Consider the following 14,489-nt stretch of genomic DNA (forward strand, 5'->3'; position numbering starts at 1 on the left):
GGCGCTTCCGCTTTTCTTATAGAAAGCCGATCATTACTCAAGGATTGGATGTGCAAGTGATGGTTATTAGTATGACAGGCTTTGGCAGAGCTAAGACCGAATCTCAGTTCTTTTCTGTAAATGTAGAAGTTAAAACGGTAAATCACCGATTCTGCGAAATGAATATTAGAATGCCAAGGCAGTTATTAAAAATAGAAGATAAATTAAAAAAGAAATTAAGCCAGCAGATTCGACGTGGACGAGTAGAGGTTTATGTCAGTTTAGAGGGTGAGGGAGTCGTTACCCGTAAGGTTCACGTGGATTGGAATTTGATTGATGAATATTATCAAATTATAAATGAAGCACGAAGCAAATATGGGGTGGAGGGAAACGTCACCATACATGATTTGCTTGGTCGAAGTGACCTATTACATATTGAAGAAAGTGAAGTTGGCAACGAAGAACTCGAAAATTTAGTTCTAACCGCTACGGAAGAAGCTGTTCAATTATTATTACAAATGAGAATGGCGGAAGGGGAAGAAATAAAAAAAGATCTGATTGCCATCTTAGCACAACTAGAAAACGATGTTTTTGAGCTTCAGAAATATGCTCCTCTCGTTGTACAATCCTTTAAGGAACGTCTGACGAAAAGAATGCAGGAGTTTTTAAATGGACAATTAGACGAAACTAGAATATTAACTGAAGTAGCCGTTTTTGCTGATAAAGCGGATATTAATGAGGAAATAACTCGTTTAAAAAGTCATATTCAACAGTTTTTGCAAACGTTAAAAAGTCAGGAACCGATTGGAAGAAAGCTTGATTTTCTTGTTCAGGAAATGAATAGAGAGGCAAATACCATTGGTTCAAAAGCGAATGACTCAAACATAGCGAAACAAGTGGTAGAGATCAAGAGCTTACTTGAAAAATTGAAGGAACAGGTTCAAAATATCGAATGATTTGTTTAGAAACTGTTTACCACGGTCAAAATATATTATTGATGATTGGATGATGACCATGTCGATTAAATTAATTAATATTGGATTTGGAAATATCGTTTCGGCCAATCGGATTATTTCAATTGTTAGCCCCGAATCTGCACCAATAAAAAGAATTATTCAAGACTCTCGTGACCGGGGGTCCTTGATTGATGCTACATACGGTAGACGTACTCGTGCTGTCATTGTCATGGATAGTGACCATGTCATTCTGTCAGCTGTACAGCCAGAAACGGTTGCTCATCGGTTATCTGACCGTGATGAAACTATTGATGAAGGGTAGGATTCTTAATAATGCAGGAAAAAGGATTACTGATTGTACTTTCAGGGCCATCTGGTGTTGGAAAAGGAACGGTACGAAAAGAAATATTCTCTCATCCAGATACAGCTTTTGAATATTCTATATCGATGACAACTCGCTTACCACGTGAGGGTGAAGTGGATGGCATAGATTATTTTTTTAAATCAAGAGAAGAGTTTGAAGCGTTAATTGAGCAAGGGAAACTTCTAGAATATGCAGAGTTTGTTGGGAACTATTATGGCACTCCAGTTGATTATGTTCGTCAAACCTTGGATGCTGGCAAAGATGTATTTTTAGAAATTGAAGTAAAAGGTGCTAGACAGGTACGAGAAAAGTTCCCTGAAGGGCTTTTTATTTTCCTCATGCCTCCAAGCCTGTCTGAATTGAAAAATCGAATTGTTACTAGAGGAACTGAAACAGAAGACATCATTCATAATCGTATGCTCTCTGCTCGAGAGGAAATTGAAATGATGGAATTGTATGATTATGTGGTTGAAAACGACCAAGTAGAACGCGCATGTGAACGTGTCAAAGCGATCGTTACTGCAGAGCATTGTCGAAGAGAACGTGTTGAGCATCGCTATAAAAAATTATTGGAGGTTGAATAGAATGTTATATCCTTCTATCGATTCATTATTAGAAAAAATTGATTCCAAGTACTCACTAGTTTCCGTTGCTGCAAAGCGTGCACGCGTTATGTCGCAAGTAAGGGACGAAAGATTAGCGAAATACGTCTCTTATAAATATGTAGGTAAGGCGCTAGAAGAAATTTATAGCGGAGAGCTAACATACCGTATTGCAAAAAAAGATACAACTGCTGAATAATCAGATAAGCGAACAGACATAAACATAAATGAAGGCCTGACGACAAAGGAAATTCCCTACGTGTCAGCCTTTTTTATTTGGCTTTAACTATGACCGCGAACCGCACGCGCCTGGAGCGTAAATCAACAGACTTATGTAACTACAGAACTTTTATTATAAAAGTTGAATTTTGTCGACATACAGTAGGAAAAAGATGAAAAAATGTTACTATTACAGCATAATAGAAGGTAAAGATTATTGGACGGACAAGAAATGGGGGATTCGGATCATGGTAAAGGATAAGAAAATTTTATTATGTGTGACAGGAGGAATTGCTGTTTATAAGGCAGCAGCCTTAACAAGTAAACTTGTTCAAGCTGGAGCACAGGTGAAAGTCATTTTAAGTGAATCTGCTGAAAAGTTTGTTACTACATTAACTTTTCAAGCACTGTCCCGCAATGAGGTATATACCAACACCTTCGATGAAAAAAATCCGCAGGTTATTGCCCATATTGATCTAGCTGACTGGGCTGATTTAATTTTAGTTGCACCGGCAACGGCTAATACTATCGCAAAATTAGCTCATGGTGTTGCTGACAATATGATCACGACGACATTGTTAGCTGCAACAGCACCTGTTTGGATCGCTCCAGCAATGAATGTACATATGTACGACCATCCTGCAGTGAAAAAAAATATTGCCACTTTAGCTGATTACGGATATCAATTTATTGAACCGAGTGAGGGCTATCTGGCTTGTGGATATGTTGGAAAGGGACGGCTTGAAGAGCCAGAAAAAATAGTTGAATTAGTTCAGGCTTTTTTTAGTATGGAAGGATTAAAGCTAAAAGGCAAAACAGTCTTAATTACTGCGGGACCAACCCGAGAAAAAATTGACCCTGTACGTTTTATTTCCAACCATTCAACTGGAAAAATGGGCTATGCACTTGCAGAAGCGGCAAAAAGACAAGGTGCACGTGTCATCTTAGTTTCAGGGCCAGTCCAGTTACCTGCGCCTGCTGGAATGGAAGTGATTAACATCGAAAGTGCAGAGGAAATGTTCCATGCCGTTATGAATCACTACGATAGTGTTGATGTTGTAATAAAGACGGCAGCTGTAGCAGATTATAGGCCTAAAACAACCTATGACCACAAAGTGAAGAAGCAGGAAGGCGACTCCAGCATTGAGTTAGAAAGAACAAAAGATATTCTGTTTGAGTTAGGTAAAAGGAAAAAGCATCAAATATTAGTTGGATTTGCCGCAGAGACCGATCATATTGAAGAATACGCAACCAAAAAATTAAACAGGAAAAATGCAGATATGATTGTCGCCAACAATGTGAAGGCAGAGGGTGCAGGATTCGGAACAGATACGAATATTGTGACGCTCTTTAGACGTTCTGGAACGGTTACTGAATTACCCCTCATGTCAAAACTGGCTGTTGCTGAAAAAATTATTGACGAAATTACTTCTCTTATAGAAGGATCTGGAAAATAATGAATATTGCTAGTGTTATTGTTGATGTCCCAACAAAACAAACCGATAAGACCTTTGATTATTTAATTCCGGAAGAATGGATAGGGACCATTCAACCAGGGATGAGGGTTATAGTCCCTTTCGGACCGAGAAATATCCAAGGGTTTGTTATGGGCATCAAAGCTGAATCAGGATTTAAAAAGTTAAGAGAAATCATTGAACCAATGGACCTCGAACCGGTGTTAAATCATGAATTATTAGAGCTCGGTGAATGGCTGACGGAGAATACACTTTGCTTTAAAATTTCTGCCTTTCAGGTCATGCTGCCTGCTGCATTAAAAGCAAAGTATGAAAAAAAAGTGAAGCTTGCGTCAAGTGCAAGGGTTTCTGACCTTCCGTTAAATCTTCAGGATTTGTTTAAAAACGATGGATTGGTAAAGTGGGAAGAGGCTATATCTACTGGAATTCTGCCTATCTTGCAGCGTGAAGCAGCCAAACACAATCTTGAAGTAATTTACGAAGTCAAAGAACGAGTGCGAAAAAAACAAATGAAGTTTATTCGCCCGCTCGTGTCTCTCGATGAATTGAAGGAAGAAGCCAATCGTTTATCCGCTAGAGCTGAAAAGCAAAAGCAAGTATTACACTATTTTGTTGAGAATTTTGATGCTGTTGAGTTACGGAAGTTAACGGCAAAAATAAATACCACTACCACTACAATTAAAGCACTGGTTGATAAGCAGCTACTTACAGAGTTTGAAATGGAGGTTTATCGGGATCCGTATGAAAATCGATCCTTCGAACGAACTAAACCATTACCCCTAACTCCTTCGCAGCAAAAAGCCATTGAACCAATTTTAGATTCTATTGAGAATAAGGAGCATGAAGTTTTTCTACTCTATGGTGTTACAGGAAGTGGGAAAACGGAAATATACTTACAATCCATACAGGAAGTAATTGAAAAAGGACAAGAAGCCATTGTTCTTGTTCCAGAAATAGCTCTCACTCCTCAGATGGTTAATCGGTTTAAGGGGAGGTTCGGGGATTTAGTTGCAGTATTGCACAGTGGGTTATCAGCGGGTGAAAAATACGATGAATGGCGAAAGATTCAACGGAAGGAAGTAAAAGTGGTGGTCGGGGCTCGTTCCGCTATCTTTGCTCCCTTTGAAAACCTTGGAATTATTATTATTGATGAGGAACATGAAACGAGCTATAAGCAGGAGGAAATGCCGAGATATCATGCAAGAGACGTGGCTGTTCAAAGAGCTAAGACGTACAACTGTCCTGTTGTCCTTGGCAGTGCCACGCCATCCCTTGAATCATTTGCAAGGGCACAAAAAAAGGTGTACCAGCTATTGTCACTACCAAGTCGGATGAACAACCAATCGCTTCCATCTGTCGATATAATTGATATGCGCGAGGAACTTCGTGAAGGAAATCGGTCGATGTTTTCCAGAAAGCTTTTTGAAAAGCTACAAGACCGAATTGAGAAGAAGCAGCAATCTGTATTATTTTTAAATAAACGGGGTCATTCATCCTTTGTTATGTGTCGGGATTGTGGGTATGTCATGAATTGTCCATACTGCGATATTTCCCTTACCTACCATCGGGTAAATGAGCAAATGAAATGTCATTATTGTGGTTATGAAACGTATGTTCCAAGGAATTGCCCTGAATGTTCAAGTGAGTATATCCGCTATTTTGGAACGGGTACCCAAAAAGTCGAGGAAGAGCTTGGAAAAATCCTCCCAGAAGCAAGAGTCATCAGGATGGATGTGGACACAACTGGAAGAAAGGGTGCGCACGAAAGGTTACTAAAGGATTTTCAGGATGGAAAAGCTGATATTTTGTTAGGCACGCAAATGATTGCCAAAGGGCTTGATTTTCCAAATATCACACTAGTTGGTGTGCTTTCAGCAGATACCATGCTCCATTTACCAGATTTTCGAGCCTCTGAAAAAACCTTTCAACTTTTAACCCAAGTAAGTGGGAGGGCTGGGCGCCACCAACTGCCAGGGGAGGTTATTATTCAAACCTATACCCCAGAACACTACAGTGTGGAGTTAGCTGGCACGCAGAATTATGATCTATTTTATCAGCGGGAGATGATGATTCGTAAAACACACCATTATCCGCCGTTTTATTACCTCTCACTCATCACAATCAGTCATGAGCAGTTGATCACAGTAGTATCAGCTACAGAGAAAATTGTAAACTATGTCCGCACACAGCTTTCAAATAAAGCAGTAGTTTTGGGACCTGCGGCTTCACCGATCCCTAGGATTAATAATAGATATCGATATCAATGTCTGATAAAATACAAGCGGGAACCGAACATGACAAAAACGTTAAAAACCATTCTAGATCAATATCAAATGGATACAAAGAGTGGTTTACTGGTTTCTATTGATGTTAATCCGTTTATCTTAATGTAAACTGGGTGAAAATAATAATAAAAAAAATGCCCTCTAATGGGCATAACGGAGGAACTAATTTGGCAGTAAGAAATGTTGTTATTCATCCTGCAGAGATTCTAGAGCAGAATTGTGAGGCAGTGTTGAATTTTGATAAGAAGCTAGCGAAAATACTAGATGATATGTATGATACGATGATTGAATATGACGGAGTGGGTCTAGCCGCACCACAAATAGGATTGAATGCACGAATCGCTGTTGTTGATATTGATGATGAATTAGGAACCATTGAGATGATTAATCCTCGTGTTTTAGAAACATCGGGCGAACAGACAGGTCCTGAAGGCTGTTTAAGTTTCCCGGGATTATTTGGAGAGGTGACAAGGCCTAATTTTGTTAAGATAGAAGCATTTGATCGAAAAGGCAGGAAATATATTTTAGAAGCAGAAGAGTTCCTGGCTAGAGCGATTCAACATGAAATTGACCATCTTAACGGAATCTTATTTACATCTAAGGTAACAAGATACCTTGAGGAAGATGAGTTAAAAGGAGTAGAAATTGAATGACAAAAATTGTTTTTATGGGTACCCCGGATTTTTCCGTCCCTGTTCTTCAAAAAATTATTGAGGACGGCTATGAGGTAATAGGCGTTGTCACTCAGCCTGACCGGCCGGTAGGAAGAAAAAAGGTGTTAACCCCACCTCCTGTTAAAGTGGAAGCCTTGAAACATGGCATCCCCGTTTTCCAACCAGAAAAAATCCGTCAAGAAGAAGAACTTAGTAAAATCCTTTCCTTAGAGCCGGATCTTATTGTGACAGCTGCTTTTGGTCAAATATTACCTAAAAAGCTGTTGGACGCTCCTAAATACGGCTGCATAAATGTACATGCATCTCTGCTGCCAGAGCTTCGTGGCGGCGCCCCAATTCACTACGCTATCATTCAAGGGAAAAAGAAAACTGGTGTGACAATCATGTATATGGTAGAGAAATTAGATGCCGGGGATATTTTAACAACTGTGGAGGTTCCGATTACAGAAGAGGATAACGTAGGAACACTTCATGATAAGTTAAGTGCTGCTGGATCAAAATTGTTATCTGAAACTTTGCCACTTCTATTAGAAGGAAAGCTGACCCCACAACCTCAAAATGAGGAACAGGCTACATTTGCATCAAACATTAAACGTGAGCAGGAAAAGATTGACTGGAGCCAGACAGGGGAACAGATTTATAACCATATTCGAGGATTAAACCCTTGGCCTGTTGCTTTTACCACTATGGAGGGGCAAGTAGTAAAGATTTGGCGAACAGAAAAAGTGGCTGACTCAAAGAGAAATGAGCCAGGAACGATTATAAAAATAGAACCAGATGGATTAATAGTAAGTACAGGAAGCGAAACGGCTATAAAAATCCTAGAACTTCAGCCTTCAGGAAAAACCAAAATGTTGAGTGAGCAATTTTTACGAGGTGCCGGTTCAAAAATTTCATTAGGTAGTAAGCTGGGAGATTAAAATGACATCAAAGAAGAATAATGTACGTGAAATAGCCTTGGACCTATTAACAACAATTGAGAAAAACCAATCATATAGCAATTTACTTCTTAACACGACGATTGAGAAAAATGAGTTGTCACAAAAAGATGTTGGTTTGTTAACGGAATTAACCTATGGAACCCTGCAAAGAAAAATGGCCTTGGACTTCTACCTGAATCCGTTTATCAAAGATAATAAAAAATTAGCTGATTGGATTCATCATTTACTCAGGCTTACGCTATATCAGATGGTGTATCTTGATCGGATTCCTGATCGAGCAGCTATTTACGAAGCAGTAGATATTGCGAAGAAGCGAGGACATAAAGGAATTGCGAGTTTGGTAAATGGGGTTTTACGAAGTATACAAAGAGAAGGACTACCTTCATTAAATGAAATTTCTGATCCAAACAAAAGATTAGCATTGGAAACAAGCCATCCGGAATGGCTCGTAACTAGATGGGTGAATCAATTCGGGTTTGATAAAACAAAAGAAATGTGTGAAATTAACTTAACAGCACCAATGCAAACAGCAAGAGTGAATCTGACAAAAATTTCGCGAGATGAATGTGTTGCTCTTTTAGAAGAAGATGGCTTCCAAATTGAAAAAAGTCCTATTATACCTGAAGCAATCAGATGTTTAAAGGGAAACTTAGCTTCCACGATTTCTTTTAAATATGGAATGTTTACCATTCAGGATGAAAGCTCCATGCTTGCTACCTACGCATTAGGGGCGGAGAAAAATGAGTTTGTCCTCGATGCTTGCGCAGCACCAGGTGGAAAAAGTACACATATTGCTGAAAAGATGAATAATACGGGTGAAGTGATTTCGGTTGACCTTCATCAGCATAAGGTACGATTAATTAACGATAATGCACGCCGTTTAGGATTAGAAAATATTAAAACAAGTGTATCTGATTCTAGACATTTACAAGATAAGTTTCAGAATGTATTATTTGACCGTATTCTTCTCGATGCTCCCTGCTCTGGCCTTGGAGTGATGAGACGAAAGCCCGATATGAAATATACCAAAACAGAAAAAGATTTAGAGCGGTTAAGTACCATTCAGCAAGATTTATTAAAGTCAGTATCGCCTTTACTAAAAAAGGGTGGCATTCTTGTCTACAGTACATGTACAGTGGATAAAGAGGAGAATGAAAATACTGTAATGAAGTTCTTGGAGAATAATCCAGACTTTGAACCTGATTTAACGTTTAAAAATAGGATGCCTGAAGCTGTTCAGCCATTCATAACAGGATATGATTTGCAAGTCTTTCCACAGGATTTTGGCTCAGACGGTTTTTATATTGCAGTACTAAAAAAAGTATAAGCGCTATAGGTGCGGATGTTAGACAATTGAAAGAAGGTGTAAACAGTTGGAACAAATAAATACAACTGAGAAGAAAACAACATTAGATAATAACCTGCCCTCGATCTATTCCTTGGAGCTTCATAAATTAAAGGAATGGTTATCAGAGAATGGAGAAAAGCCATTTCGTGCAGAGCAAATCTTCGATTGGCTTTACAAAAAAAGAGTTACTTCTTTTGAAGATATGAGCAACTTAGGAAAAGGGTTAAGAGATAAGCTATCAAATCATTTTCAAATCACTACATTAAATACGGTCATCCAACAGACTTCAGCTGATGGAACGATTAAATTCTTATTTGAACTTCACGATGGATATTCGATTGAAACCGTCCTAATGCGTCATGATTACGGAAACTCCGTTTGTGTTACAACTCAGGTTGGTTGTCGAATTGGCTGTACCTTTTGTGCATCGACATTAGGTGGATTGAAAAGACATCTAGAAGCAGGCGAGATTGTTGCCCAAGTAGTTAAGGTACAACAGGCACTTGATGAAACAGATGAACGCGTAAGCTCTGTGGTCATTATGGGAATTGGTGAACCATTTGATAACTATGATAATATGATGTCATTTCTAAAAATAATCAATCATGACAAAGCACTAAATATCGGAGCACGGCATATTACCGTTTCGACTAGTGGTATTGTACCTAAAATTTATCAGTTTGCTGATGAAGATTTGCAGATTAATTTTGCTATTTCACTTCATGCTCCGAATACGGAATTACGTTCAAGGTTAATGCCAATCAATAAAGCCTATAAACTTGATGACTTAATGAAAGCAGTACGATATTATATCGATAAGACAGGTCGTCGAATTAGCTTTGAATACGGTCTTTTTGGCGGAGTGAATGATTCCACAGAGCATGCAGAGGAATTAGCAACTCTTTTAAATGGGGTTAAATGCCATGTGAATCTAATTCCAGTCAATTATGTCCCTGAAAGGGATTATGTTCGTACTCCAAGGGACAAAATTTTTGCTTTTGAAAAAACACTTAAAAAACGTGGTATTAATGTGACAATTCGCCGAGAGCAGGGGTCAGATATTGCTGCAGCATGTGGACAACTTCGTGCAAAGGAGCGAAAAGAGGAGACGAGGTAAATATATGAAAGCAGTTTTCATGACAAATCGAGGGAAAGTACGACTTCATAATGAGGATGCTGGAGGAGTATTTGTAAACCAGGATGGTGACCGACTAGCCATTGTTGCTGATGGGATGGGAGGTCACCGTGCAGGTGATGTAGCCAGTGAAATGACAATCACACAATTAAAAAGTGAATGGGAAACCTCTAAAGGGATTTCTACTGCTGAGGAAGCTGAGCAATGGTTGAAGGAAAAAATAACAATAGTGAACCATTTGCTATTTGACCATGCGACGAATCACCCTGAATGTGATGGGATGGGTACAACGATCGTTGCGGCTATTGCCACTGATCGCTTTGCAACTTTAGCAAACATTGGAGACAGCCGTGGCTATATTTATAATGAATCTGGATTTAAACAGGTTACAGAAGACCATTCACTTGTAAATGAACTTGTAAGGTCTGGACAAATTTCGAAAGAAGATGCCGAACACCATCCAAGAAAAAATGTGTTACTCCGCGCTTTAGGAACAGAAAAAATGGTCGAGATGGATATTAAAACCATTATGTTCGAAGAGGGGGATGTTATCCTTTTATGTTCAGATGGTCTTTCAAATAAAGTAAGTGAAAAAGAAATGGAGACCATTCTTTTAAATGAAGATCATTTAGAACAAAAAGCAGATTCACTTATCTCACTAGCCAACAACTACGGTGGAGAAGATAACATTACACTGGCTATTGTAGAGTTTAGTGATGTCAGCGAGGGTGATGCATAAATGATTATTGGAAAAAGATTAAGCGGCCGCTATAAAATCTTGGATATGGTTGGCGGAGGCGGAATGGCTAATGTTTATTTAGCGCACGATATGATCCTTGATCGTGATGTAGCTGTTAAAATGCTTCGCCTTGATTTTGCCAATGACGAGGAATTTATCCGGAGATTCCGTAGGGAAGCTCAATCAGCAACAAGCCTTGCACACCCTAATATTGTTAGTATTTACGATGTGGGCGAGGAAAATGATCTATATTATATTGTGATGGAATATGTGGATGGACAGACATTAAAACAATACATACAGCAGAATTCTCCATTAAAAGTCGAGGATGCCATCGGGATCATGAGACAGTTAACTTCAGCCATTTCTCATGCTCATCAAAATCATATTATCCACCGTGATATTAAGCCTCATAATATCTTGATTGACCATGACGGAAATGTTAAGGTCACTGATTTTGGAATTGCTATGGCACTAAGTGCAACAAGCATCACACAGACTAATTCAGTTCTGGGCTCTGTTCATTATTTATCACCTGAGCAAGCACGAGGTGGAATGGCAAATAGAAAGTCGGATATTTATTCCTTAGGAATTGTTATGTTTGAATTATTGACTGGCCGGCTCCCCTTCTCAGGTGAATCAGCCGTATCAATCGCTTTAAAGCATCTCCAATCGGAAACACCTTCCCTAAGAAGATGGAACTCAAGCATTCCGCAAAGTGTGGAAAACATTGTTCTTAAAGCAACTGCCAAAGATTCCTTTCATCGGTATAACAGTGTAGAAGAAATGGAAGAAGACTTACGCACGGCGCTTGACTCGGAAAGGGTAAATGAAGCAAAGTTTGTTATTCCGATAGATAATGATGCTACGAAAGCAATTCCGGTTATAACAAATGATAAACCGTTTAAAAATCTGGATGAAACATTAGTTCATAGTAATGAAAAACCATTGACTGGTCCAAAGGATGCCATAAAGGATGGTTCCGGCAAAAAGAAACGTAAAAAGTGGCCGGTAGTATTAATATCTACCTTTCTTGTATTAGCTATTCTTGGATTATTAGCAATTACCTTTTTACCTGGATTATTAACTGCGAAGGATGTAAAAATCCCAGATGTTAGTGGCATGGAGTTGAATGAAGCTATTTCCAAGCTTAAGTTAAGTGGATTAGAAGTGGACAAAAAGATTGAGATCGAAGATGAAAACGTAGAAAAAGGAAAAGTGGTAAAGACTAATCCTGATAGCGGTACGACAGTAAAAGAAAACTCAAAAATAAACCTATATATCAGTACGGGCAAAGAGAAATTTGAACTATCCGATTATGTGGGGCGGCAATATGAAGATGTCATTCGTTTGCTGGATAATTATAACTTCAAAGATATTAAGAAAATTGAGAAACACGATGATAGTGAGCCAGGAACCATCATAAGCCAGAATCCTTCAGGTGGCGAAAAAGTTGTTCCTGAGGATACCGAATTAGAGTTTGAAGTGAGTAAAGGGCCTGAAAAAATTGTATTAAAGGATTTAACACAATACAATTTAAAAGGCGCGCAAGATTACGCCTCTCTAGTAGGATTGACCCTTGATGCTTCACAAGAAAAATATGATGATAATATCCCAGCAGGTATGGTCATATCCCAATCACCTGAACCAGGAACCGAGTTGAAAAAGGGAGACAAGGTGACGGTCGTAATATCAAAAGGGAAAGAAGATAAACCACCAAAAGAGGTCATCATTGAACTAGATATTCCTTTTGAGCCAGCAGTTCCAGGTGAGCCCGGACAGAAGCAGCTTGTTACTATCTTAATTGAGGATATGAATCATAGTATGACGGAACCTGCAGAGACCTTCTATATTACGGAAAATACAAAAAAACAAATTAAATTGATGATTCCGTATGGGAAGAAGGCTGGTTACAAAGTCATTCGTGATTCAAAGGTTATTATTGATGAAAATAAAAACTATTCAGATGTGGAATAAAAGAAGCTAAATATAGCGTGTATAATAATGATTACGCTCGTACAGATTTTTAAAGGGAAGCCAAACGATTTGTTAAGAATAGGGGCAAGGAGTGTAGCTATGCCTGAAGGGAAAATTGTTAAAGCATTAAGTGGTTTTTATTATGTTCTTCATAATGACAAGCTGATCCAATGTAGGGGAAGAGGCATCTTTCGAAAAAACAAGATTACCCCGCTTGTGGGAGATGAGGTCGTTTTTCAAGCAGAGAATGATTTAGAAGGATACATTTTAGAAGTTAAAGAACGCAAAAATGAATTGGTGCGGCCACCAATTGCCAATGTTGATCAGGCTATACTTGTGTTTTCTGCTGTTGAACCTGACTTTAGTACAGTACTATTGGACAGATTTCTTGTCTTAGTTGAGTTTAATCACATCGAACCACTAATCTGTATTACGAAAATGGATTTAACAAATGAAGCGCAAAAACAGGTGATATCTGAATTCGCCGAACAATATCGGAAAGCTGGTTATGAGGTCATTCTTACATCATCAGAAACAGAAATGGGGATTGAATTGTTAAATCCACATGTGGAGAATAAAATATCTGTTTTTGCAGGCCAATCCGGGGTTGGGAAGTCTTCCTTATTAAATGTTTTGAGACCTGATCTAGAGTTAAAAACAAATGATATTTCCACTCATCTTGGGCGTGGAAAACATACAACAAGACATGTTGAACTCATTCAAATAGGTCAAGGCCTCATTGCAGATACGCCAGGGTTTAGCTCATTGGAATTTACAAACATCGAAGCTGAAGAGTTAACTTTTTGTTTCCCTGAGATACAAAGAGCTAGTGAAAATTGTAAATTTAGAGGATGTTTGCATGTGACTGAGCCTAAATGTGCAGTAAAGTCGGGAGTTGAATCAGGTGAAATACCGGAATATCGGTATCAACATTATCTGGACTTCCTCCAAGAAATAAAAGATAGAAAGCCGAGGTACTAACATGGTGAAAATAGCACCCTCAATTCTTTCAGCTGATTTTTCTAAATTAGGAGAAGAGGTTTTAGCTGTTGAGAAAGGAGGAGCTGACTACATTCATATTGATGTCATGGATGGTCATTTTGTACCCAATATTACAATTGGTCCACTTATAGTGGAAGCTATTCGCCCGATCACCAAACTGCCGCTTGATGTCCATCTAATGATTGAAAATCCTGATCAGTATATAGAAGCGTTTGCTAAAGCTGGCGCTGATTATATTACTGTTCATGTGGAAGCGTGTCGTCATCTCCACCGTACCATTCAGAGTATTAGATCATTTGGAATCAAAGCAGGGGTGGTCTTAAATCCAGCGACCCCAGTTGAGTCCATCCAACATATCATAGGTGACATCGATATGGTGTTATTAATGTCAGTCAATCCAGGGTTTGGAGGACAAAAATTTATCCCAGAGGTCCTTCCCAAAATCAAAAAAGTAAAAGAGTTAGCCGAACAAAAAGGTGTAGATATTGAAATCGAAATTGATGGCGGTGTAAACCCTGAAACAGCAAAGGATTGTATTGAAGCAGGTGCCACAGTACTCGTCGCAGGATCAGCAGTATATAATCAACCTGACTATGCAAAAGCAATTTCATTAATAAGAGGCTAGAAACAAGAGGTTGACACAGTCAGCCTCTTTCCTTATTAAAAGGCTGTACTAAAGAACATTGTTGATTTTTATACTCTGTTGATTGGAGCGGAAGGCACGAAGACTCCTGTGGGAGTACGGTTCAGGAGAGACCCCGCAGGCGCAAGCGCCGAGGAGGCTCGCCGAAAC

At 38.9% G+C, this 14,489-nt stretch carries 14 protein-coding genes; all 14 read left to right on the forward strand.

Annotation, left to right across the window (positions count from 1 at the left end):
• Positions 1 to 59: 59 nt before the first annotated feature.
• The 14 genes from ABES03_RS00390 to rpe all read left to right on the forward strand — a co-directional run bounded on the left by ABES03_RS00390 (position 60) and on the right by rpe (position 14,321).
• Positions 60 to 935, forward strand: a complete 876-nt coding sequence (locus ABES03_RS00390) for a YicC/YloC family endoribonuclease (RefSeq protein ID WP_430114210.1) — start codon at positions 60 to 62, stop codon at positions 933 to 935.
• A 58-nt stretch (positions 936 to 993) separates the two neighbouring features.
• Entirely contained in the window at positions 994 to 1,257 is a 264-nt protein-coding gene (gene remA, locus ABES03_RS00395; RefSeq protein WP_430114192.1) for an extracellular matrix/biofilm regulator RemA, read from the forward strand.
• 11 nt (positions 1,258 to 1,268) lie between these two features.
• On the forward strand, positions 1,269 to 1,883 hold the full coding sequence (gene gmk / locus ABES03_RS00400; RefSeq protein WP_413301386.1) for a guanylate kinase: 615 nt from the start codon (positions 1,269 to 1,271) through the stop codon (positions 1,881 to 1,883).
• Position 1,884: 1 nt separating this feature from the next.
• A complete protein-coding gene (gene rpoZ, locus ABES03_RS00405; RefSeq protein ID WP_430114194.1) occupies positions 1,885 to 2,100 on the forward strand; it encodes a DNA-directed RNA polymerase subunit omega in 216 nt (71 codons plus the stop codon).
• A 268-nt stretch (positions 2,101 to 2,368) separates the two neighbouring features.
• Complete coding sequence (coaBC, locus tag ABES03_RS00410; RefSeq protein ID WP_430114212.1) at positions 2,369 to 3,577, forward strand: bifunctional phosphopantothenoylcysteine decarboxylase/phosphopantothenate--cysteine ligase CoaBC; 1,209 nt, start codon at positions 2,369 to 2,371, stop codon at positions 3,575 to 3,577.
• Complete coding sequence (priA, locus tag ABES03_RS00415; protein WP_430114196.1) at positions 3,577 to 5,988, forward strand: primosomal protein N'; 2,412 nt, start codon at positions 3,577 to 3,579, stop codon at positions 5,986 to 5,988. Before coaBC ends, priA begins: the two co-directional genes overlap by 1 nt.
• A gap of 59 nt (positions 5,989 to 6,047) precedes the next feature.
• Positions 6,048 to 6,533, forward strand: coding sequence for a peptide deformylase (gene def / locus ABES03_RS00420; protein ID WP_430114198.1), 486 nt, complete (start codon positions 6,048 to 6,050; stop codon positions 6,531 to 6,533).
• Positions 6,530 to 7,474, forward strand: a complete 945-nt coding sequence (gene fmt / locus ABES03_RS00425) for a methionyl-tRNA formyltransferase (protein ID WP_430114199.1) — start codon at positions 6,530 to 6,532, stop codon at positions 7,472 to 7,474. The genes def and fmt overlap by 4 nt, the downstream gene beginning before the upstream one ends.
• A 1-nt stretch (position 7,475) precedes the next feature.
• Entirely contained in the window at positions 7,476 to 8,822 is a 1,347-nt protein-coding gene (gene rsmB / locus ABES03_RS00430; RefSeq protein ID WP_430114201.1) for a 16S rRNA (cytosine(967)-C(5))-methyltransferase RsmB, read from the forward strand.
• Between the two features lie 46 nt (positions 8,823 to 8,868).
• Positions 8,869 to 9,960, forward strand: coding sequence for a 23S rRNA (adenine(2503)-C(2))-methyltransferase RlmN (gene rlmN, locus ABES03_RS00435; RefSeq protein WP_430114203.1), 1,092 nt, complete (start codon positions 8,869 to 8,871; stop codon positions 9,958 to 9,960).
• Positions 9,961 to 9,964: 4 nt separating this feature from the next.
• The gene (locus ABES03_RS00440; protein ID WP_430114205.1) at positions 9,965 to 10,717 is read left to right on the forward strand and encodes a Stp1/IreP family PP2C-type Ser/Thr phosphatase; all 753 of its coding nucleotides are present in this window, start codon (positions 9,965 to 9,967) and stop codon (positions 10,715 to 10,717) included.
• The gene (gene pknB / locus ABES03_RS00445) at positions 10,718 to 12,694 is read left to right on the forward strand and encodes a Stk1 family PASTA domain-containing Ser/Thr kinase (RefSeq protein WP_430114206.1); all 1,977 of its coding nucleotides are present in this window, start codon (positions 10,718 to 10,720) and stop codon (positions 12,692 to 12,694) included.
• Between the two features lie 99 nt (positions 12,695 to 12,793).
• Positions 12,794 to 13,675, forward strand: a complete 882-nt coding sequence (rsgA, locus tag ABES03_RS00450; RefSeq protein WP_430114207.1) for a ribosome small subunit-dependent GTPase A — start codon at positions 12,794 to 12,796, stop codon at positions 13,673 to 13,675.
• Position 13,676: 1 nt separating this feature from the next.
• The gene (rpe, locus tag ABES03_RS00455) at positions 13,677 to 14,321 is read left to right on the forward strand and encodes a ribulose-phosphate 3-epimerase (protein ID WP_430114209.1); all 645 of its coding nucleotides are present in this window, start codon (positions 13,677 to 13,679) and stop codon (positions 14,319 to 14,321) included.
• The last annotated feature ends 168 nt before the right edge of the window (positions 14,322 to 14,489 follow it).

Origin of the sequence: Neobacillus rhizosphaerae (assembly GCF_050477885.1) — a bacterium.
Taxonomy (GTDB): Bacteria; Bacillota; Bacilli; order Bacillales; family Cytobacillaceae; genus Neobacillus; species Neobacillus rhizosphaerae_A.